18 protein-coding genes and 1 riboswitch are annotated in these 20,227 nt (G+C 72.7%); of the genes, 5 read left to right on the top strand and 13 right to left on the bottom strand.

Annotated elements, in window-relative coordinates; genetic code table 11:
* Nucleotides 1-2 precede the first annotated feature (2 nt).
* Nucleotides 3-758: a decaprenylphospho-beta-D-erythro-pentofuranosid-2-ulose 2-reductase gene (locus ABS735_RS32470; RefSeq protein WP_373901642.1), complete on the top strand. Its 756-nt coding sequence runs from the start codon at nucleotides 3-5 to the stop codon at nucleotides 756-758.
* Nucleotides 759-817: 59 nt separating this feature from the next.
* Here the strand turns inward: ABS735_RS32470 and ABS735_RS32475 are convergent, their stop codons facing one another.
* Together ABS735_RS32475 and trpS are read right to left on the bottom strand one after the other, a co-directional pair.
* Nucleotides 818-1,396: a 2'-5' RNA ligase family protein gene (locus ABS735_RS32475; protein ID WP_373901559.1), complete on the bottom strand. Its 579-nt coding sequence runs from the start codon at nucleotides 1,394-1,396 to the stop codon at nucleotides 818-820.
* Between the two features lie 176 nt (nucleotides 1,397-1,572).
* Nucleotides 1,573-2,592 (bottom strand): tryptophan--tRNA ligase, encoded by a 1,020-nt coding sequence (gene trpS, locus ABS735_RS32480; protein WP_373901641.1) that lies wholly within the window; start codon nucleotides 2,590-2,592, stop codon nucleotides 1,573-1,575.
* Between the two features lie 121 nt (nucleotides 2,593-2,713).
* On the opposite strand from trpS, the gene ABS735_RS32485 reads away from it, so the two are divergent.
* A complete protein-coding gene (locus ABS735_RS32485) occupies nucleotides 2,714-3,349 on the top strand; it encodes a hypothetical protein (protein ID WP_373901558.1) in 636 nt (211 codons plus the stop codon).
* Nucleotides 3,350-3,376: 27 nt separating this feature from the next.
* Here ABS735_RS32485 and ABS735_RS32490 read toward each other — a convergent pair whose 3' ends face one another.
* The 4 genes from ABS735_RS32490 to pdxR all read right to left on the bottom strand — a co-directional run bounded on the left by ABS735_RS32490 (nucleotide 3,377) and on the right by pdxR (nucleotide 8,067).
* Nucleotides 3,377-4,828: a glycine hydroxymethyltransferase gene (locus ABS735_RS32490; protein WP_373901557.1), complete on the bottom strand. Its 1,452-nt coding sequence runs from the start codon at nucleotides 4,826-4,828 to the stop codon at nucleotides 3,377-3,379.
* 35 nt (nucleotides 4,829-4,863) lie between these two features.
* A riboswitch (ZMP/ZTP riboswitch) is annotated at nucleotides 4,864-4,952 on the bottom strand.
* Nucleotides 4,953-5,012: 60 nt separating this feature from the next.
* Nucleotides 5,013-6,197 carry a glutathionylspermidine synthase family protein gene (locus ABS735_RS32495; RefSeq protein WP_373901556.1) on the bottom strand — a complete coding sequence of 395 codons (1,185 nt, stop codon included), beginning with the start codon at nucleotides 6,195-6,197 and terminating at the stop codon, nucleotides 5,013-5,015.
* 8 nt (nucleotides 6,198-6,205) lie between these two features.
* Nucleotides 6,206-6,592 carry a hypothetical protein gene (locus ABS735_RS32500; RefSeq protein WP_373901555.1) on the bottom strand — a complete coding sequence of 129 codons (387 nt, stop codon included), beginning with the start codon at nucleotides 6,590-6,592 and terminating at the stop codon, nucleotides 6,206-6,208.
* An 89-nt stretch (nucleotides 6,593-6,681) separates the two neighbouring features.
* Nucleotides 6,682-8,067 (bottom strand): MocR-like pyridoxine biosynthesis transcription factor PdxR, encoded by a 1,386-nt coding sequence (gene pdxR / locus ABS735_RS32505; protein WP_373901554.1) that lies wholly within the window; start codon nucleotides 8,065-8,067, stop codon nucleotides 6,682-6,684.
* Nucleotides 8,068-8,113: 46 nt separating this feature from the next.
* On the opposite strand from pdxR, the gene ABS735_RS32510 reads away from it, so the two are divergent.
* From ABS735_RS32510 to ABS735_RS32520, 3 genes are read left to right on the top strand one after another with little or no spacing between them, the layout of a single operon-like run.
* Nucleotides 8,114-8,635, top strand: coding sequence for a carboxymuconolactone decarboxylase family protein (locus ABS735_RS32510; RefSeq protein ID WP_373901553.1), 522 nt, complete (start codon nucleotides 8,114-8,116; stop codon nucleotides 8,633-8,635).
* The gene (locus ABS735_RS32515) at nucleotides 8,632-9,078 is read left to right on the top strand and encodes a carboxymuconolactone decarboxylase family protein (RefSeq protein WP_373901552.1); all 447 of its coding nucleotides are present in this window, start codon (nucleotides 8,632-8,634) and stop codon (nucleotides 9,076-9,078) included. Before ABS735_RS32510 ends, ABS735_RS32515 begins: the two co-directional genes overlap by 4 nt.
* Nucleotides 9,075-9,794: an isocitrate lyase/PEP mutase family protein gene (locus tag ABS735_RS32520; RefSeq protein WP_373901551.1), complete on the top strand. Its 720-nt coding sequence runs from the start codon at nucleotides 9,075-9,077 to the stop codon at nucleotides 9,792-9,794. The genes ABS735_RS32515 and ABS735_RS32520 overlap by 4 nt, the downstream gene beginning before the upstream one ends.
* A 3-nt stretch (nucleotides 9,795-9,797) precedes the next feature.
* On the opposite strand, the gene ABS735_RS32525 is transcribed toward ABS735_RS32520, so the two are convergent.
* The 7 genes from ABS735_RS32525 to ABS735_RS32555 all read right to left on the bottom strand — a co-directional run bounded on the left by ABS735_RS32525 (nucleotide 9,798) and on the right by ABS735_RS32555 (nucleotide 19,954).
* Entirely contained in the window at nucleotides 9,798-10,772 is a 975-nt protein-coding gene (locus tag ABS735_RS32525; RefSeq protein WP_373901550.1) for an ABC transporter substrate-binding protein, read from the bottom strand.
* A 1-nt stretch (nucleotide 10,773) separates the two neighbouring features.
* Nucleotides 10,774-12,717, bottom strand: coding sequence for an ABC transporter permease (locus ABS735_RS32530; RefSeq protein ID WP_373901549.1), 1,944 nt, complete (start codon nucleotides 12,715-12,717; stop codon nucleotides 10,774-10,776).
* Nucleotides 12,717-13,907 (bottom strand): quaternary amine ABC transporter ATP-binding protein, encoded by a 1,191-nt coding sequence (locus tag ABS735_RS32535; protein ID WP_373901548.1) that lies wholly within the window; start codon nucleotides 13,905-13,907, stop codon nucleotides 12,717-12,719. Before ABS735_RS32535 ends, ABS735_RS32530 begins: the two co-directional genes overlap by 1 nt.
* On the bottom strand, nucleotides 13,904-15,436 hold the full coding sequence (locus tag ABS735_RS32540; RefSeq protein ID WP_373901547.1) for a GMC family oxidoreductase: 1,533 nt from the start codon (nucleotides 15,434-15,436) through the stop codon (nucleotides 13,904-13,906). The genes ABS735_RS32535 and ABS735_RS32540 overlap by 4 nt, the downstream gene beginning before the upstream one ends.
* A 58-nt stretch (nucleotides 15,437-15,494) precedes the next feature.
* Nucleotides 15,495-17,024 (bottom strand): aldehyde dehydrogenase family protein, encoded by a 1,530-nt coding sequence (locus ABS735_RS32545; RefSeq protein WP_373901546.1) that lies wholly within the window; start codon nucleotides 17,022-17,024, stop codon nucleotides 15,495-15,497.
* A gap of 247 nt (nucleotides 17,025-17,271) precedes the next feature.
* Nucleotides 17,272-18,261, bottom strand: a complete 990-nt coding sequence (locus ABS735_RS32550; protein ID WP_373901545.1) for a malate dehydrogenase — start codon at nucleotides 18,259-18,261, stop codon at nucleotides 17,272-17,274.
* A 379-nt stretch (nucleotides 18,262-18,640) separates the two neighbouring features.
* Entirely contained in the window at nucleotides 18,641-19,954 is a 1,314-nt protein-coding gene (locus tag ABS735_RS32555) for a helix-turn-helix domain-containing protein (protein WP_373901544.1), read from the bottom strand.
* Nucleotides 19,955-20,227 lie beyond the last annotated feature (273 nt).

The following is a 20,227-nucleotide window of genomic DNA, read 5'->3' on the forward strand; positions in this document are numbered from 1 at the left end:
TCGTGAAGGACGCCTTCGGCCTCCCCCAGTCCCTCCTCGTCCTCGGCGGTACGTCCGAGATCGCGCTCGCCACCGTGCGCCGTCTGGTGGCCCGCCGCACCCGCACGGTGTGGCTGGCCGGGCGCCCCTCCCCCGCCCTGGAGGCGGCCGCCGGGCAGCTGCGCGGCCTCGGCGCCGAGGTGCGCACGGTCGCCTTCGACGCGCTGGACCCCGAGTCCCACGAGGCGGCGCTCGGCAAGGTGTTCGCCGAGGGCGACATCGACCTGGTGCTGCTGGCCTTCGGCATCCTGGGCGACCAGGCGCACGACGAGCGCGAGCCGCTGAACGCCGTACGGGTCGCGCAGACCAACTACACCGGCGCGGTCTCCGCCGGGCTGGTCGCCGCCCGTGCCCTGCAGGCGCAGGGGCACGGCTCGCTGGTGGTGCTCTCCTCCGTCGCCGGGGAGCGGGCCCGCCGCGCCAACTTCATCTACGGCTCCAGCAAGGCGGGCCTGGACGCCTTCGCGCAGGGCCTGGGCGACGCGCTGCACGGCACGGGCGTGCACGTGATGGTCGTACGTCCCGGGTTCGTGCGGTCGCGGATGACCGAGGGGATGGAGGAGGCGCCGCTCGCCACGACGCCCGAAGCGGTCGCCACGGCGATCGAGCTGGGGCTGCGGCGGCGCTCGGAGACGGTGTGGGTGCCGGGTGCGCTGCGGGTGGTGATGTCGGCGGTGCGGCACCTGCCGCGGACGGTGTTCCGGCGGCTGCCGATGTGACGGTGTTCCGGCGGCTGCCGATGTGACGGTGTTCCGGCGGCTGCCGATGTAGGGCGCGGCTACCGCGTCGGCAGGGAGCCGGTCTCCACGCGTCCGGCCTGCGGGGGCACCGTGGCGCTGCCGAAGGGGAACTCGCGCAGCTTGCGCCACACCGCGTCGGGGCCCTGCTCGTACAGCGCGAAGCCGGTGCAGGGCCACTGGGCCTCGTAGTCGGACAGCTCCGCGTAGGCGCGGTCCATCGCCGCCTCGTCGATGCCGTGCGCCACGGTGACGTGCGGGTGGTACGGGAACTGCAGTTCGCGTGGGACCGGGCCGGACGCGTCGCGCACCCGCTTCTGCAGCCAGGAGCAGGCCGCCGCGCCCTCGACCACCTGGACGAAGACGACGGGCGAGAGCGGGCGGAAGGTCCCGGTGCCGGACAGCCGCATCGGGAAGGGCCGGCCGCGCGCCGCCACCTCCGCCAGATGCGCCTCGACCGCGGGCAGCGCGGCGCCGTCGACCTCGGTCGGCGGCAGCAGGGTGACGTGCGTGGGGATGCCGTGAGCAGCGGCGTCGCCGAAGCCCGCGCGCAGCTGCTGGAGCTTGCTGCCGTGAGGCTCCGGGACCGCGATCGACACGCCGATCGTTACGGTCCCCACTTCGTCTCCTGTCGTCGTGTGTCCTTCGGTCGGACACCCGGATATCGACTGTACGGCCACCGCCGTGCCGTGGGCAGGCGCAACCGGAGTGATGTGCAGCGCTACGGCGGCATGCCGGGGCGCACGGACGGTGCCCGGTCCGGTGTCCCGGGCGAGGTCGTGGGCGGTGCGCCGGGTCAGTGCTTGGCGGGCAGGAAACCCACCATGTCGTACGCCCGGGCGAGGGTCTCCGCGGCGACGGTCCTGGCCTTCTCCGCGCCCTTGGCGAGGATCGCGTCGAGCGTCTCCGGGTCGTCCAGGTACTGCTGGGTGCGCTCCCGGAAGGGGGTGACGAACTCCACGACGACGTCGGCGAGGTCCGTCTTCAGCGCGCCGTAGCCCTTGCCCTCGTACTTCTGCTCCAGCTCCGCGATCTCGGCGCCGGTGAGGGTGGAGTAGATCGTCAGCAGGTTGCTGACGCCGGGCTTGTGCTCGCGGTCGAAGCGGACCACGGTGTCGGTGTCCGTGACCGCGCTCTTCACCTTCTTCGCGGTGGCCTTCGGCTCGTCGAGGAGGTTGATCAGGCCCTTCGGGGTGGCCGCCGACTTGCTCATCTTGGCGGTCGGGTCCTGAAGGTCGTAGATCTTCGCCGTCTCCTTGAGGATGTAGGCGCTCGGGACGGTGAAGGCGTCGCCGTAGGTCTGGTTGAAGCGGTCCGCGAGGTCGCGGGTCAGCTCCAGGTGCTGGCGCTGGTCCTCGCCGACGGGGACCTGGTCGGCCTGGTAGAGCAGGATGTCGGCGACCATCAGCATCGGGTACGTGAACAGGCCGACGGTGGTGCGGTCGTTGCCCTGCTTGGCGGACTTGTCCTTGAACTGCGTCATCCGGGACGCCTCGCCGAAGCCGGTGATGCAGTTCATCAGCCAGCCGAGCTGGGCGTGCTCGGGGACGTGGCTCTGCACGAACAGGGTGCAGTGGTCCGGGTCGAGACCGGCCGCGAGGAGCTGGGCGACGGCGACGCGGGTGTTCTGGCGCAGCTCCTTCGGGTCCTGCGGGACCGTGATCGCGTGCAGGTCGACGACCATGTAGAACGCGTCGTGGGTGTTCTGCATGTCGACCCACTGGCGGACGGCGCCGAGGTAGTTGCCGAGGTGGAACGAGCCGGAGGTCGGCTGGATACCGGAGAGCACGCGGGGACGATCGTTGGCCATGTTCACCATTCTCTCAGGCTTCGCGGGGCGATCGGGCACTGGTTCGGTACAGGGGGGCTCCATTCCGTGCCCGGCGGTGTAACAAGGGCGGGAGCGGGTGGGAGGGGGCCCTGTGGGGAGACGGTGGGTGTGTGCGGTGGCGGCGGCCGCGGCGCTGTGGTGGGCGGGCCCGACGGTGGGCGTCGCGGCGGACGGTGCTCAGGCCGTCGATGAGCCGGACGTGGCCGTGGTCGTGTGGGCGGGTGACGGGCGCACCGCGTCCTGGCACGCGGGCCAGGACGACTTCGACCGGCTCCGGAGCCTGCTCGACCCGGGTTTCACGGGCACGGAGCGGGTCCCGGAGGCCTGGACGGAGGGCCGGCGGCCCCCGGTGCTGTGGGGGCTGACCGGCGTCGGGGGCTGGCCGCAGACGCAGCGGGCGCCGGGCGGGGACGTGGCGATGCTGCGTCAGGACCAGCTGTTCGTGGCGGAGGACGGCACCCCGTGGGTGCGCACGGACCCGGCGCCGGACCTGACGGACGACGACATCCGCTGGCACCGGGTGCCGCGGGACACCTACGAGCGGCTGACCGGCGAGGGCTTCCTCGCGGCGGACGGGACCGGCGCCGGAGGGGACGACGGCGGGCGGTACGGGGTGTGGTGGGCCGCGGCCGCCGGGCTCGGGGCGGGCGTCGCGGGGACGCTGCTGATACGCCGCGCGGCGGACCGGTACCGTGCCGGACCGCCGCGCGGGGAGCCGCGTCAGGAGCTGATCGACCTCTAGGGGCGCCCGCCGGGGACACCGCTGGGGTCAGCCGAGGTCGATCTCCGGGTACAGCGGGAAGCCGGCCACCAGGTCGGTCGCGCGCTGCGCGATCTCGTCGGCGACCTTCGCGTCGAGGACGTGGGAGGCCTTGGACGGGGCGCCGGACTTGGTGGTGCCGGGCTCGGTGGTGGTGAGGACGCGGTCGATCAGGCCCGCGACCTCGTCCATCTCCGCCGTGCCGAGGCCGCGCGTGGTCAGCGCCGGGGTGCCGATGCGGATGCCGGAGGTGTACCAGGCGCCGTTCGGGTCGGCGGGGATGGCGTTGCGGTTGGTGACGATGCCGGAGTCGAGGAGCGCGGCCTCGGCCTGGCGGCCGGTGAGGCCGTAGGAGGAGGCCACGTCGATCAGGTTCAGGTGGTTGTCCGTGCCGCCGGTGACCAGGGTGGCGCCGCGCTTGGTCAGCCCCTCGGCGAGCGCGCAGGCGTTGTCGACGATGCGCTGGGCGTAGTCCTGGAAGGCGGGCTGCCGGGCCTCGGCGAGGGCGACGGCCTTGGCGGCCATGACGTGCGGGAGCGGGCCGCCGAGGACCATCGGGCAGCCGCGGTCGACCTGGTCCTTGAGCGAGTCGTCGCACAGGACCATGCCGCCGCGCGGGCCGCGCAGCGACTTGTGCGTGGTCGTCGTCACGATCTGGGCGTGCGGGACCGGGTCGAAGTCGCCGGTGAGCACCTTGCCCGCGACCAGGCCGGCGAAGTGCGCCATGTCGACCATGAGGGTCGCGCCGACCTCGTCGGCGATCTCGCGCATGATCCGGAAGTTCACCAGCCGGGGGTAGGCGGAGTAGCCCGCGACGATGATCAGCGGCTTGAACTCGCGGGCCGTGGCGCGCAGGGCGTCGTAGTCGATGAGGCCGGTGGCCGGGTCGGTGCCGTAGGAGCGCTGGTCGAACATCTTGCCGGAGATGTTCGGGCGGAAGCCGTGGGTGAGGTGGCCGCCGGCGTCCAGGGACATGCCGAGCATCCGCTGGTTGCCGAAGGCCTGGCGCAGCTCGGCCCAGTCGGCGTCGGTGAGGTCGTTGACCTGGCGGGCGCCGGTCTTCTCCAGGAAGGGCACCTCGACGCGGGCGCCGAGGACGGCCCAGAAGGCGACCAGGTTGGCGTCGATGCCGGAGTGCGGCTGGACGTAGGCGTGGCGGGCGCCGAAGAGTTCCTTCGCGTGCTCTGCGGCCAGGGACTCGACGGTGTCGACGTTGCGGCAGCCGGCGTAGAAGCGGCGGCCGATGGTGCCCTCGGCGTACTTGTCGCTGAACCAGTTGCCCATCGCCAGGAGCGTCGCCGGGGAGGCGTAGTTCTCGGAGGCGATCAGCTTGAGCATCTCGCGCTGGTCGGCGACCTCCTGGCCGATGGCGTCGGCGACGCCGGGCTCCACGGCGCGGATGACGTCGAGCGCGGCTCGGTAGGCGGTGGACTCGGGGGTGAGCGGCTGCTCGGCGGACATGGGGACCTCCGGACGTTGTGGTCAGCGTTCACGGTACGGATGGCCCAGGCGCACGGCACGTGTTCCTCGCGGGCCGCTCCCCGATGGTTCGTCCCATCCCTGCGCGCCAGTCACGGCCCGGGGCCCAGATTACCGGCTGTGCTCCGCGGGTGCGGTGGGTGTCCGGGATGCGGGAGCGGGCCGGTCACAAGATCACGTGAGGCAGGAAGCGGGCGTACTCGTCCGTGACCAGGCCGCTCGACTCCCTGATGCCCAGGCCCGCCGACTCGTCCTCCACGACCCAGGCGCCCAGGACCACGTGGTTGCCGTCGAAGGTAGGCAGGGGGGCCAGTTCCTGGTAGCAGCACGGTTCGGGGCGCGGGGCGGGGTCGGTGCCCGGCTCGTGGATCGTGACGCCCGCGCCCTCGCGGCCCAGGAGGGGCTTGGCGACCCAGCCCGTGGTGCCGGCCAGGTCGCGCGGGCCGTCCAGGAAGGCGGGGAGGAGGTTCGGGTGGTCCGGGTACAGCTCCCAGAGGATGGCCAGCAGGGCCTTGTTGCTGAGCAGCATCTTCCAGGCGGGCTCGATCCACAGGGTGGTGCCGGTGCCGCCGCCGTTGTCGAGGGTGTCCAGGACGTGGCCGGCGAAGCGGTCGGTGGTGAGCCACTCCCAGGGGTAGAGCTTGAAGAGGCTGCGGATGAAGCGGAGCCTGTTGTCGACGAAGCGGCCGGAGAGGCGGTCCCAGCCGATCTCCTCCATGGAGATCCAGTCGGTCTCCAGGCCCGCCTGCTCGGCGGTCTCCTTGAGGTAGGCGACGGTCATGAGGTCCTCGCCGAGTTCGTCGTCCGAGGAGTGCGCGAAGTACAGGGGGCTGCCGGGCGGGAGGAGCGCGGCCTGCTTCTTCCAGGCCCCGACGAGGCGCTCGTGGAGGCTGTTCCACTGGTCGGCGCCGGGGAAGCGGTCCTCCATCCAGAACCACTGCGGGGACGCGGCCTCGACGAGGGAGGTCGGGGTGTCCGCGTTGTACTCCAGGAGCTTGGCGGGCCCCGTGCCGTCGTAGCGCAGGTCGAAGCGGGCGTAGACGGAGGGGAGTTCGGCGCGGCGGTGCCAGGCCTCGGTGACCGCGCGGACGACGCGCGGGTCGGTGATGCCCAGGTCGCCGAAGCGGTCCGCGGCGACGATGTGTGCGGCGGCCGCCAGGCACATGCGGTGCAGTTCCTCGACGACCTCCTCCAGCGCCTCGACCTCCGGCAGGGAGAAGACGTAGTAGGCGCTCTCGTCCCAGTAGGGGCGCAGGGAGTCGTCGGGGTAGCGGGTCAGGGGGTAGATCAGCCCCTGTTCCTCGACGGTCTGCTGCCAGCCGGGGCGAGGTTCGGTGGTGCGGCGTTCCACGGCCGGCCTCAGCCGCCGCCGCTGCCGGAGCCCGAGCAGCCGAAGCCGCCCCGGTCGACGGCCTCGGACCGGCTGAAGGTGCCGGAGTCGGTCCAGCCGTTGCTGACGTCGCCGTCGTAGTACCAGTCGGCGTCGTCCACGGGCCCCGACGAGCCGGTCTTCTTGCCGCCCTTGCCGTACGAACCGCCGGAGGAGCTGCCGGACGAGCTGCCGGAGGAGGTCGACTTGCAGTTCTTGTCGGCGACGACCTTGTAGCCGTTGAGGTAGTCGTAGCTGTCGCGGTCCACGCAGCGGCGGTCGGGGTCCGAACCGCACGCGCTCAGGGCCGCCGCGAGCACGCCCATGCCGCCGAGCACCACGGTGCTCGACCGCAGCCGTCGCCGGGTCTCCGCCATGTCCCTGTCTCCCCGTTGTCCGTCCGTTGACCGTGCGCCTGTACGACAGTTGAGCCGGTCGAGTGTACGGCCGCCGTCGCGGGTGGACTTTACGGCAGCGCGCGGCAGAGCGCGTCCAGGGCCCCCGCCCAGGCGTGGTCGGGCGGGGTGCCGTAGCCGACGACGAGGGCGTCCAGTGGAGGGAGGGACGCGTCCGGGTGCCGGAACATGGACAGGCCGTGGACCGCGAGCCCGTGCCAGGCGGCCGCCCGTGCGACCTGCTGCTCGGTGCCGGGGGGCAGTTGGAGGACGGCGTGCAGTCCGGCGGCGATGCCGGTGACGTGGACCTCGGGGGCGCGCTCGGCGAGGGCGGCGACCAGGGCGTCGCGGCGGCGCCGGTAGCGCAGGCGGGCAGACCGCACGTGCCGGTCGTAGGCGCCGGAGTCGAGGAACTGCGCGAGGGTCAGCTGGTCGAGCACGCCGGGGGTACGGCTCGCCGGGTCGTCCATGGCGTCCCCGACCAGTGCCGGCGGCAGTGCCATCCAGCCCAGGCGCAGTCCGGGGGCGAGGGACTTGCTGGCGGTGCCCAGGTACACGACGCGGTCGGGGTCCAGGCCCTGGAGGGCACCCACGGACTGGCGGTCGTAGCGGAACTCCCCGTCGTAGTCGTCCTCCAGGATCAGCCCGCCGGTGCGGTCCGCCCAGGCCACCGCCGCCGCTCTGCGGTCGGGGTGCAGGGGGACGCCGGTCGGGAACTGGTGGGCGGGGGTGAGGAGCAGCGCGCCCGCGTGCTCGAGCGCGCCGGTGTCCGCTCCCCGCTCGTCGACGGGCAGCGGAACGGTCCGCAGACCGGCTCTGCCGAGCAGGTCGCGATGGACGTGGAGGCCGTACGACTCGACGGCCACGGTGTGCACGCCGCGCGCCCGCAGCACGCCGGCCAGCAGCACGAGGCCGTGCGCGACGCCGCCGCAGACCAGCAGGGTCTCGGGGTCGGCGCGCACGCCCCGGGCCCGGGCGAGGTAGCCGGCCAGCGCGGAGCGCAGCTCGGGCCGGCCGCGTCCGTCGCCGTAGCCGAGGGCGCCGTTGGGAGCGGCGGTGACGGCGCGGCGGGCGGCCTTGAGCCACTCGGCGCGCGGGAAGGAGGCGAGGTCGGGGGTGCCGGGGCGCAGGTCGTAGGCGGGGCGTGCGTGTTCCCCGGGGCGTCGGGCCGGGGTGCGGGGCGGTGGGGCGGCGACGCGGTCGGCGACGCGGGTGCCCGAGCCCTGGCGCGCGGTGAGCCAGCCCTCGGCGACGAGGTCGGCGTAGGAGTCGGCGACGGTGTTGCGGGCGATGCCGAGGTCGGCGGCGAGGACGCGGGACGAGGGCAGCCGGGTGCCGGGGCCCAGGCGGCCGGTGCGGACGGCCTCGCGCAGGGCGTCGGTGAGACCGCGGCGCAGGCCAGGACCGGTGGGTTCCAGGTGCAGGTCGATGCCGAGAGTGGCCCATGATTCCGCCATGGAAATGGACCATACAGCTGGGCTGCTTCCTTCCTAGGGTCGAGGCATGACGACACACACCGATGAACACACCGATGGCACGAAGACCACGGAGCACGCCGCCGAGGTGCCCGTCCGGCTGAACTGGTCCCAGCACGCCCCCGAGGTCTACAAGGCGATGCTCCGGCTCGAGACCGCCGCCGGGCGGGGGCTGGACCCGAAGCTGTACGAACTGGTGAAGATCCGCGCCTCGCAGATCAACCACTGCGCCTTCTGCCTGGACATGCACACGAAGGACGCCCTGGCCGCCGGGGAGAGCGTGGAGCGGATCGTGCAGCTGGCCGCCTGGGAGGAGTCACGGCACTTCTACACGCAGAAGGAGCTGGCGGCGATCGAGCTGACCGAGGCGGTGACCGTACTGACCGACGGCTTCGTGCCGGACGAGGTGTACGGGAGGGCGGCCAAGCACTTCGACGAGCCGGAGCTGGCGCAGCTGATCGCCGCGATCACGACGATCAACGCCTGGAACCGCTTCGGCGTGACCTGCCGGATGACGCCGGGCCACTACACGCCCGGTCAGCACGCGTGACGGCGCGCACCCAGCTCCTGGACCGGGAGGTCGGGCGGGCGCTGTCCGCGCTGAGCGCCGCGGCCAAGAAGGGGCTCGGCGACCCCGTGCTCGCCGAGCTGGTGATGATCCGGGCCTCGCAGCTCAACCACTGCGCGTTCTGCCTGGACATGCACCTCACCCTGGCCCGCAAGAACGGGGAGGACGAGGAGCGCCTGGGTCTGCTCGCCGCCTGGGAGGAGGCGGAGGGCCTGTACGACGGGCGGGAGCGGGCCGCGCTCGCGCTGACCGAGGCGATGACCGTCCTGACGGCGGGCTTCGTGCCCGACGCGGTGTACGAGGAGGCCGCCGTACACTTCGGCGACGGGGAACTGGCCCATCTGATCGGCCTGATCACCGTCATCAACAGCTGGAACCGGCTGATGGTCAGCCGCAGGGTCCCACCGGGGGGTTACACACCGTGAGTCACGTCGCCGCGTTCCGCGCCCTGCACCACGGCCGCGTCCCGGACGACCCCCTCGTCCTGCCCGGGCCCTGGGACGCGGCGAGCGCCCGGGTGTTCGCCGAGGCCGGGTTCCCCGCGCTCGCGACACCGAGCGCCGGGGTGGCGGCCTCGCTCGGGTACGAGGACGGGGCGACCCCGGCCGACGAGATGTTCGCCGCGGTCGCGCGGATCGTGCGCGCCGTGGACGTACCCGTGTCGGCGGATGTCGAGGGCGGCTACGGGCTGGCGCCGAAGGAGCTGGTGGAGCGGCTCCTCGAGGTGGGCGTCGTCGGCTGCAACCTGGAGGACTCCACCCACGAGGGGCTCAAGGACCCGGCGGAGCACGCCGCGTGGCTGGCCGAGGTGCGGGAGGAGGCCGGTGACCGGCTCTTCCTGAACGCCCGGATCGACACGTTCATCCGGGGCGTCGACGATCCGGGAGCGGCGATCGAGCGGGCCGCCGCGTACGTCGCCGCGGGTGCCGACTGCGTGTATCCGATCGCCGCCCCCACCGCCGTACTGCCGCTGCTGCGGGCGGGGATCCAGGGGCCGGTGAACGTGGTCGCGCGTCCCGGGGAGGGCCCCTCGCCCGCCGAACTCGGCGGACTCGGGGCCACCAGGATCACGTTCGGTCCGGGTCTCCAGCGGCATGCCGCGGGGGCGGTACGGGAGATCGCGGACCGGCTGGCCGGGTGAGTGTCAGGGCAGCCACTTCTTCCAGACGGACTCGTGGCCGTCCACCCACTTCTTCGCCGCCTCCTCGGGGCGCATCTTCTGCTCGGCGATCATCAGGGAGACCTGGTTCTGGTCCTCCGTGGTCCACTTGAACCGCTTGAGGAACTCCGCCGCCTTGCCGCCGTCCTTCGCGAAGCCGGCGTTGAGGTACTTCTGCAGCGGGGTGACCGGGTAGGCGCAGTCGACCTTCGCCGGGTCGGCGTCACAGCCCTCCTTGTACGGCGGCAGCTTCACCTCGGTCATCGGGACCTTCTCGAACAGCCACTGGGGGGTGTACCAGTAGCTCAGGAAGGGCTTCTTCTCCTTGGCGAACTGCTGCATCTGGGTGATCTGGGCGGCCTCGGAGCCGGCGAAGACGACCTGGTAGTCCAGGTTCAGGTTCTTCACCAGGGCCTTGTCGTTGGTGACGTAGGACGGGGAGCCGTCCAGGAGTTGGCCCTTGCCGCCGCTCTCCGCGGTGCGCAGCAGGTCGGCGTACTTGTCGAGGTTCTTCCAGTCGGTGACGTCCGGGTGCTTCTTCGCGAAGTACGTCGGCACGAACCAGCCGATGTGTCCGGTGACGCCGAGGTCGCCGCCCGCGGCGATGGTCTTCTTGTCCTGGACGTAGCGCTGTTCCTGTTCGGGGTGGCCCCAGTCCTCCAGGATGGCGTCGACGCGGCCCTGGCTGAGCGCGTCCCAGGCGGGGACCTCGTCGACCTGGACGGTGTCGACGCGGTAGCCCAGCTCGTGCTCCAGCAGGTACTGGGCGACGGCCACGTTGGCCTGCGCGCCGACCCAGGACTGCACGGACAGGGTGACGGTCTTCGCGCCCTGGGCGCCCGCGTACGGGGACGCCTGCTTGGTCATGTCGGCGGCGCCGCAGCCGGTCAGCAGGGTCAGCGCGGCGGCCGAGGCGACGGCGACGGCGGTGCGTCCGCGCATGCGCATGCGGATTCGCATCTCAGGCTCCCTTCTTGGCGCGGCGTTCGGTGGGCTGGGTGACCCGGTCGAGCATCAGGCCGAGGCAGACGATCGCGGCGCCCGCGACCAGGCCGGTCGCCAGGTCGCCCTGGGCGAGGCCGAAGACGACCTGGTAGCCGAGGGCGCCGCCGCCGACCAGGCCGCCGATGATGACGACGGCGAGGACCAGGACGACGCCCTGGTTGACGGCGAGCAGCAGGGCGGGGCGGGCCAGCGGGAGCTGGACCTGCCGGAGCTGCTGCCCGCTGGTGGCGCCGAGCGAGCGGGCCGACTCCAGGGCGGCCGGGTCGACCTGGCGCAGGCCCTGGGTGGTGATGCGGACGACGGCCGGGAGGGCGTAGACGACGGCCGCGGCCACGGCGGGCGCGCGGCCCACGCCGAACAGGGCGACGACCGGGATCAGGTACACGAACTGCGGCATCGTCTGGAAGACGTCGAGCACGGGCCGCAGCAGGCGCTCGAAGCGGTCGCTGCGGGCGGCGGCGATGCCGGTGGCGAAGCCGATGACCAGGGTCACGGCGACGGCGGCGAGCACCTGCGAGAGCGTGTCCAGGGACGGGTTCCACACGCCGAGCACGCCGATCGCGGCCATCGCGAGGACGGCGGTGAGCGCGGTGCGCCAGGTGCCGATCAGCCAGGCCAGGGCGGCGACGACGAGGAGTACGGACCACCAGGGCAGCCACTGGAGGCCTTCGCGCAGCGGGTTGAGCACCCAGCTGGTGAAGTGCGCGGCCCAGTCGGCGGTGCCGCCGACGACGGGGACGCCGGAGTACAGGTGGGCGGTCATCCAGTCGACGGCCCGGTTGACGGGTTCGGCGATGTCCAGCTCCCATCCGTCGGGCCAGTCGAGGAAGCCGGCCAGCCGCCCGGCGAGCGCGACGGCCGCGGCGACGACGAGGGCGTACAGCCAGGTCACCGGGGACTTCCCGGACTCGCCGAGCCGCTCCCCCGCCGCGCCGGTCACACGGTCCAGGACGACGGCGAGCAGCACGATCGGGATGCCGGCCGCGAGGGCGGCGCCGACGTCGACCGAGGCGAGCGCCTGGTAGACGCGGTCGCCGAGGCCGCCGGCGCCGATGACGGAGGCGATGACGGCCATGGACAGCGCCATCATGATCGTCTGGTTGACGCCGAGGAGGAGTTCCTTGCGGGCCAGCGGGATGCGGGCGGTCAGCAGCCGCTGGCGGGCGGTGGTGCCGAGCGACTCGACGGCCTCCAGGACCTCCTTGTCCGCGCCGCGCAGGCCGAGCGAGGTGAGCCGGGCCATGGGCGGGGCGGCGTAGACGACGGTGGCCAGGACGGCGGCGGGGACGCCGATGCCGAAGACCAGGACGACGGGCAGGAGGTAGGCGAAGGCGGGCAGCACCTGCATGGTGTCGAGCACCGGGCGCAGGACCCGGTCCATCCGGTCGGAGAGGCCCGCGGCGAGACCCAGCAGGGCGCCGACGGCGACCGACGCGAGGACGGCGACGACCATCAGGGCGAGCGTCTGCATCGTGGGCACCCACATGCCGAGCAGACCGCAGGCCAGGAGCGCGGCGGCGGTGCCTGCCGCGAGCCGCACTCCGGCCACCCGCCAGGCGACCAGCGCGCCGACCGCGGTGACCCCGGCCCAGCCGACGGCGAGGAGGGCGAGGTACACGGCGCGTACGGCGATGACGACGACGTTGCTGACGTGGCCGAGGAAGTAGAGGAACAGGGGGTGGCTGTCCCGGTTGTCGATGATCCAGTCGCTGGTTCTGCCGAGCGGTTCGGAGACGTCGACGGTGAGGGCGGTGGGCCAGGCGGTGCCGGGCCACTGGGTGACGGCTAGGGGGACGAGGATCGCGGCCAGCGCCGCCAGGGTGAGGAGCTTGCGGACGGCTCTGTGGGCGAGGACGCCCGGCGGAGCGGGTTTTCGGGCCGTGGCCGTGATCGTTGCCATCAGACCGGCTCCTCGGTGGTGGCGGGGGGCGGGGTGGTCGGCTCGCTGCGCGTCGCCGGTGCCGCTTGCTGCGGTACGGGAGCCGCCCCGGCGGCCCGACTGCCCGCGGCTGGGGCGGCTGCGCCCGCCACCACCGACAGGAGTGTCTCCGCGTCCACCACGCCCAGGCAGCGGCCGTCGTCCGTGACTCGGGCTGACGTGCCTGCCCTCGCCACGGCCTCGATGGCCTCCGAGACCGTGGCCTCGGGGCGGATCGCCGGGCCGGTGCCCGCCTCGTCGGACGAGGACGCGGGGCGCATCGCCGTACGGACGGTGAGGACCTGCTCGCGCGGGACGTCGCGGACGAACTCGCGGACGTAGTCGTCGGCGGGCGAGCCGACGATCTCCTCCGGGGTGCCGAGCTGGACGACGCGGCCGTCGCGCATCAGGGCGATGCGGTCGCCGAGCTTGAGGGCTTCCTGGAGGTCGTGGGTGATGAAGACCATGGTGCGGCCCTCCTCGCGGTGCAGCCGGACGACCTCCTCCTGCATGTCCCTTCGGATCAGCGGGTCGAGGGCGCTGAACGGCTCGTCGAAGAGCAGTACCTCGGGGTCGACGGCGAGGGCGCGGGCGAGGCCGACGCGCTGACGCTGGCCGCCGGAGAGCTGGCCGGGCCGGCGGTGCTCCAGGCCCTCAAGGCCGACCTTGGCGACGACGGCGGCGGCGCGCTCGCGGCGCTCGGCGCGGCCCATGCCCTGGACCTCCAGGCCGTAGGCGACGTTGTCCAGGACGGTGCGGTGCGGGAGCAGGCCGAAGTGCTGGAAGACCATCGCGGCACGGTGGCGGCGCAGTTCGCGCAGCCGGGACCTGTCCATCGCGCGGACGTCCTCGCCGTCGATGGCGATGGATCCGGCCGTCGGCTCGATGAGGCGGGTCAGGCAGCGTACGAGGGTGGACTTGCCGGAGCCGGACAGGCCCATGACGACGAAGACCTCGCCCCTGCGCACGTCGAAGGAGACGTCCGCGACGGCGGCGGTGCAGCCGGTGCGGGAGCGCAGCTCGGCCGGGCTCAGGGCGGTGAGGTCCGGGTCGGCGGGGACGCGGGCGGCCTTGGGGCCGAAGACCTTCCACAGGCCGTCCACGGAGAAGACCGGGGGTCGCTCGGCCACGGTGTCGGTGGCGGCGGCGGTGGTGTTGGCGGTCGTGCTCATCGGGCGTCACCGCCGATCAGCTCGACGGCGCGCTCGCCGACCATGAGGACGCCGATCATCGGGTTGACGGCGGGCATGGTCGGGAAGACGGAGGCGTCGGCGATGCGGATGGCCTGGAGGCCGCGGATGCGCAGCTCGGGGTCGACGACGGCCTGTTCGTCGGTGGCGGCGCCCATGCGGCAGGTGCCGGCCGGGTGGTAGACGGTGTGGGCGACCTTGCGGGCGTACTCGCTCAGCTCCTCGTCGCCGGTGACGTCCGGGCCGGGGCAGACCTCGCGCTTGAGCCAGCCGGCCAGCGGCTGGGTGCTGGCGATCTCGCGGGCGATGCGGATGCCGTCGACGAGGGTGCGGCCGTCGTAGTCGTCCTCGTCGGTGAAGTAGCGGAAGTCCAGGGCGGGCTTCACGGACGGGTCGGCGCTGGTGAGGTAGAGGCGGCCGCGGGACTTCGGCTTGGGGATGTTCGGGGTCATGGAGACGCCGAACTCGGGGTGCTCGTAGCCCAGTCGCTCCGGGTTGTCCGTGAACGGGATCTGGTAGAAGTGGAACATCAGGTCGGGGCCCGCGTGTTCGGGATCGCGGCGCACGAACAGACCGGCGTCGGAGTCCATCGCGGAGTTGTCCGGGATGGGGCCGTCGGTCTCCCACACGATCACCGACTCGGGGTGGTCGAGCAGGTTCTCGCCGACGCCGGGCAGGTCGAGCGCCACGGGTATGCCGAGGGCCTCCAGCTGGGCCTTCGGGCCGATGCCCGAGTGCAGCAGCAGGCGCGGGGAGTCGACGGCGCCGGCGCACAGGACGACCTCGTTCCGGGCCTTGACCAGGATTTCCTCGCCGTCCTTGGTGCGGACGTGGACGCCCTCGGCGCGGGTGCCGTCGAGCTCCAGCCGGTGGGCCCAGGTCTCCAGCATGAGCGTGAGGTTGGGGCGCTCGTCCATCACCGGGTGCAGGTACGCCACCGACGCCGAGGACCGCTTGTTGTTCTCGGGGTGGTAGGCGAGGTCGAAGAAGCCGGCGCCCTCGGTGAACGGCTTCTTGTTGAAGCCCTCGACCCGGGGGACTCCCAGCGTCTTCTGCGCGGAGTCGACGAAGTCGCGGGCGATGGCGTTCCGGTCCTTCTCGTCGACCGGGACGATGTTGTTCTTCAGCCGGGCGAAGTACGCCTCCATCTGCACCGCGCCCCACCCCTTGGCGCCGGCGGCCTCCCACTCGTCCCAGTCGGACGGCAGCGGCTTGAAGGCGATGAGGGTGTTGTGCGAGGAGCAGCCGCCGAGCACGCGGGCGCGGCTGTGCCGGATGTGCGAGTTGCCGCGCGGCTGCTCGGTGGTGGGGTAGTCGTAGTCCAGTTCGCCGCCGAGCAGGCCCATCCAGCGGCGCAGGGTCAGCACGTCGTCGCGGCCGACGTCGCTGGGGCCGCCCTCGATGACGGCGACGGTGACGTCCGGGTTCTCGGTGAGCCGGGAGGCGATCACCGACCCCGCGGTGCCGCCGCCGATGACGACGTAGTCGTAGACATGAGTGGTTTCGGGCATGGGGGTACTCCAGTGGGACGAGCGGACGATGAAGAGGAGCGTGGGGACGCGGGTGGGGTCAGCCGGCGAACCAGCGGACGGGCTTGGGCGCGAGGTTCTGGTAGACGTGCTTGCTCTCGCGGTACTCGGCCAGGCCCGCGGGGCCGAGTTCGCGGCCGACGCCGCTCTTGCCGAAGCCGCCCCACTCCGCCTGCGGCAGGTAGGGGTGGAAGTCGTTGATCCACACGGTGCCGTGCCGCAGCCGGCCCGCGACCCGGCGGGCCCGTCCCGCGTCGGCGGTCCAGACGGCACCGGCCAGACCGTACTCGGTGTCGTTGGCGAGGGCTACGGCCTCGTCCTCGGTCCGGAAGGTCTCGACGGTGAGGACCGGCCCGAAGACCTCCTCCCGTACGACCCTCATCTCGCGGTGGCAGTGGTCGAGGACGGTCGGCTCGTAGAAGTAGCCGCTCTCGGGCCGCTGGGGCGACGGCTCGGGGCGCTTGCCGCCGCAGCGGAGTTCGGCGCCCTCGGCGAGGGCGGAGGCGACGAAGTCCTCGGTCTTGGCACGCTGCTGCTCGGAGACGAGCGGGCCGCACTCGACACCTTCCTCGGTGCCGCGGCCGAGGCGGATCCTCCCGGCGCGGCGGGCGAGTTCGGCGACGAAGCGTTCGCGGACCGACTCCTCGACAATGAGGCGGCCGCCGGCGGAGCAGACCTGGCCGCTGTGGATGAAGGCGGCGTTGAGGGCCTGGTCGACGGCGGTGTCGAAGCCCTCCTCGGTCTCGCAGGCGTCGGCGAAGACGACGTTGGGGTTCTTGCCGCCGAGTTCCAGGGCGACCTTCTTGACGGTGACGGCGGCGGCCTGGGCGACCTTGATGCCGCTGACCAGACCGCCGGTGAAGGAGACCAGGTCGACGTCCGGGTGCTCGGCGAGGCGAGCGCCGACGGTGTGGCCGGGCCCGGTGACGATGTTCGCGACGCCGGTGGGGAGGCCGGCCTCGACGAGCAGGCCGATCAGGGCGACCGTGGTGAGCGGGGTGACCTCGCTGGGCTTGATCACGAAGGTGTTGCCCGCGGCGAGCGCCGGGGCGATCTTCCAGCTGGCCTGGAGGAGCGGGTAGTTCCAGGGCGTGATCATCGCGCAGACGCCGACCGGCTCGTGCACGACGACGCTGTGGATGTCGGGCGAACCCGCGTCGACGACCCGGCCGGGCGCCTCGCCGGCCACCAGGTCGGCGAAGTAGCGGAAGGCGTCGGCGACGCAGTCGATGTCGACGCGCCCCTCCTCGACGGTCTTGCCCGCGTCGCGGCTCTCCAGCAGACCGAGCCGCTCGCGGTCGCGCACGAGCAGGCCGGCGACGCGGCGCAGCAGGGCGGCGCGCTCGGCGACGGGGGTGTGCGGCCAGTCGCCCGCGTCGAAGGCGCGGCGGGCGGCGGCCACCGCGAGGTCGGTGTCCTTCTCGTCGCCCTCCGCGACCACGGCGAACGGCAGGGCGTCCGCGGGGTCGAGGATCTCGCGCGTGGCGCCGGAGGACGCCGCGAGCCACTCGCCTCCCGCGTGAATGGTCCGGTGCGCCTGCTCCGCCGGGGTTGCCGTGCTGTTCGCCATGGTCGGTGTTGCCTTTCGTTCCTGATCGAACCCCCTGCGTCACCCGGGTGCAGCTCTCGGGGACCGTGAGCCCCTGCCCCGCGGCCCCGTTTGCATGCCGAATCGGTGGCCGAAAGTGTGGCGCATCACGGAGGAAAGGGACGAACGACGTATAGGGGTGCACGGAAACGGGCACGGGCCCCGTAACGGGCACGGGCCCCGTCCCGGCCTGAACCGGAACGGGGCCCGTGCGGGCGTCGGGGTCGGCTCAGATGAGGCCGAGACCGCGGACCGCCTCGCGCTCCTCCGACAGCTCCTTGACGGAGGCGTCGATGCGGGCGCGGGAGAACTCGTTGATGTCCAGGCCCTGGACGATCTCGTACGAGCCGTCCTTGGTGGTGACCGGGAAGGAGGAGATGATGCCCTCGGGAACGCCGTAGGAGCCGTCCGACGGGATGCCCATGGAGGTCCAGTCGCCCTCGGCGGTGCCGTTGACCCAGGTGTGCACGTGGTCGATGGCGGCGTTGGCGGCGGAGGCGGCCGAGGAGGCGCCGCGGGCCTCGATGATGGCAGCGCCGCGCTTGGCGACGGTCGGGATGAAGTCGTCGGCCAGCCACTTCTCGTCGCCCACGACCTCAGCGGCGTTCTTGCCGGCGACGGTGGCGTGGAAGATGTCCGGGTACTGGGTGGCGGAGTGGTTGCCCCAGATGGTCAGCCGCTTGATGTCGGCGACCGTCGAGCCCGTCTTCTTCGCGAGCTGGGTCAGCGCGCGGTTGTGGTCCAGACGGGTCATGGCGGTGAAGCGCTCGGCCGGTACGTCCGGGGCGGCGGCCTGGGCGATCAGGGCGTTGGTGTTGGCCGGGTTGCCGACGACGAGGACCTTGATGTCGTCCGCGGCGTGGTCGTTGATGGCCTTGCCCTGCGGCTTGAAGATGCCGCCGTTGGCCTCGAGGAGGTCGCCGCGCTCCATGCCCTTGGTGCGGGGGCGGGCGCCGACGAGGAGGGCGACGTTGGCGCCGTCGAAGGCGACGTTCGGGTCGTCGGTGATCTCGATGCCCTGGAGGAGCGGGAACGCGCAGTCGTCCAGCTCCATCGCGGTGCCCTCGGCGGCCTTGAGCGCCGGAGTGATCTCCAGGAGGCGCAGCTTGACCGGCACGTCCGCGCCGAGCAGCTGGCCGGAGGCGATGCGGAAGAGCAGGGCGTAACCGATCTGGCCGGCCGCGCCGGTGACGGTGACGTTCACGGGAGTGCGAGTCATGGCGTTCTCCGTATGACAGCTGGCGGTGGGGCGTCCCGGCCCCGGGCGTTTGATCGATCTCTTGGTATCAAGAGATCGATCCAGCCGTCAGGCTATCGCGCCCGTGGTGTCCGGCACGTCCGGGTCGGTGTGGCCCGGCCCACAGGACTGCCTGGAAGGGCGCGGGGGACGCGAGGGGGGACACGAGGGGGACGCGAGGGGGGACGCGGAAAAAGAGGCGGCCGCCTGTCCGGGAGAGGGGGGACGAAGACGACCGCCGCTCGGGGATACCGTTGCCGGACTCCCGTGGGGGTACTTCTCGCGTGCCCGTGACACGGCGGGGCATGCGTGCCGCGGGCGAACTTTTCTTGGTCCGCCCGCTCACGCATCCCCCGCGCCCCTACTTCGTGCAGCCCTGCGGGCCCGACGCCAGCGTCGCGCACGCGGTGGCGTCGGCCGCGGAGTCCACGGCGACCATCGCGGTGTACGCGGCGGTGTCCCCGGCGTTGCCGACCGTCGCCCTCTGCTCGTTCGCACCGCCGGCGTTCACCTGGACCTCGTCGCCCTGTGCGGCCTGGGTGACGCGGGCCCACGCGGCGCCGCACACCTTGCTGTACCGGACCTCGACGGCGGCCGTGCCGACGACGGTGGTCGCGCCGGTGGTCACCAGGTCGCCGCCGCAGCCCATGATCTCCGGGTCCTTGCCGGTGCAGTCGTCGCCGCCGCACTTCACGCCCGGCGGCAGCTTCGGTTCGCTGCTCACGGTGGGCGACGGGGAGGGCTTGGTGCCCTCGTCCTTCTCGCCACCGCCGTCGTTCAGGAGGAAGAAGGCGCCCGCGGCCACGACGAGCACCCCGACGACGCCCGCGACGAGCGTCGTCAGCCGCTTGTTGCCGCCGCCCGGGGACCGGCCGGACGAAGGGAGGCGGCCGCCGTGGGGAGGCTCGCCGTAGGCGCCCGGCGGGACGGTGACGGGACCGGGGCCGTTCGGCTCGACGGGTCCGGCCGGCCCCGCCGCCTCTCCGGTGCCGGTGCCGGTGCCGGTCCGGGTCCGGGCCGCGCGGTCACCGGTCGGCGCGGGCCCCCGGTATCCGGCGAGCCCCCACGAGTTGCCGTCGGTCGCTCCGCCGGGGGGCGGGGCGGAGGAGGCACCGGGGCCACCGCCGCCCCGGACCGCGCCGAGGACCGAGTCGGGGCTGTCGGCGGCGGTCGGCTGTGCCGGGACCGTCGGCGGCAGCGTGGGCGACACACCGGCCGGCCCGGCGACCCCGGGTGCGGCCGAGAAGCCGCCGCCGTGGCGACCGGTCCGGCTTCCCCTGCCGTTCCTGCCGCCGCTCCTGTCGCCGTTGCCCGACTTGGCCGCGGAGTCGCCCGACTTGGCCGCGGGCGTGCCCAGTTCGCCGAGCGCGGCGCGCGCCTGGGAGATCCGGATGGCCTCCATGGTCATGTCGTGGCGCATCTCCGAGCGGCTCCAGGCACGCTCGGCCAGCTCCCACATGGTGGTCAGGTGGATCGGATTGGTCCCCGTCACCTCGGCCAGGGCCACGATGGCACCCTTGGGCGCCAGCAGACGGCCGTTCAGATAGCGCTCCCAGGACGTCTTGCTGTAGCCCGTGGCGTCGGCCACCGACGCGACGCTCAACTCGCTGCGGTCCACGAGCCGACGCAGCTGGCTGGTGAACTCCCTGATCTGCGGATCGAGTTCATCCGGCAAGGCCTTCCAACGAGGCACTGCTTCCCCCTCTTCCCCCGGTGACGTGCTGGTCGTTCCCCCGCTGGTCTCCGCGCGGCGTCCAGCGCGCGGTACCTGGTTCTGGCTACCCACAGGGATGCGCCCGGTCAGGATCTCAGTTCCCGGGGTGGGGGCGCACAGGAGCACAGAGGCCGTGAGCGTGCACAGTCGCACGCCCACCGACCCGTGGTCCAGTGTCCCACCGGCGCTGCCCCGCCCTGAACGGAACCCCCGGGAACGAGTCGCGTAGCGGAG

Source organism: Streptomyces sp. MMCC 100, assembly GCF_041538145.2.
In the GTDB taxonomy this organism is placed as follows: domain Bacteria; phylum Actinomycetota; class Actinomycetes; order Streptomycetales; family Streptomycetaceae; genus Streptomyces.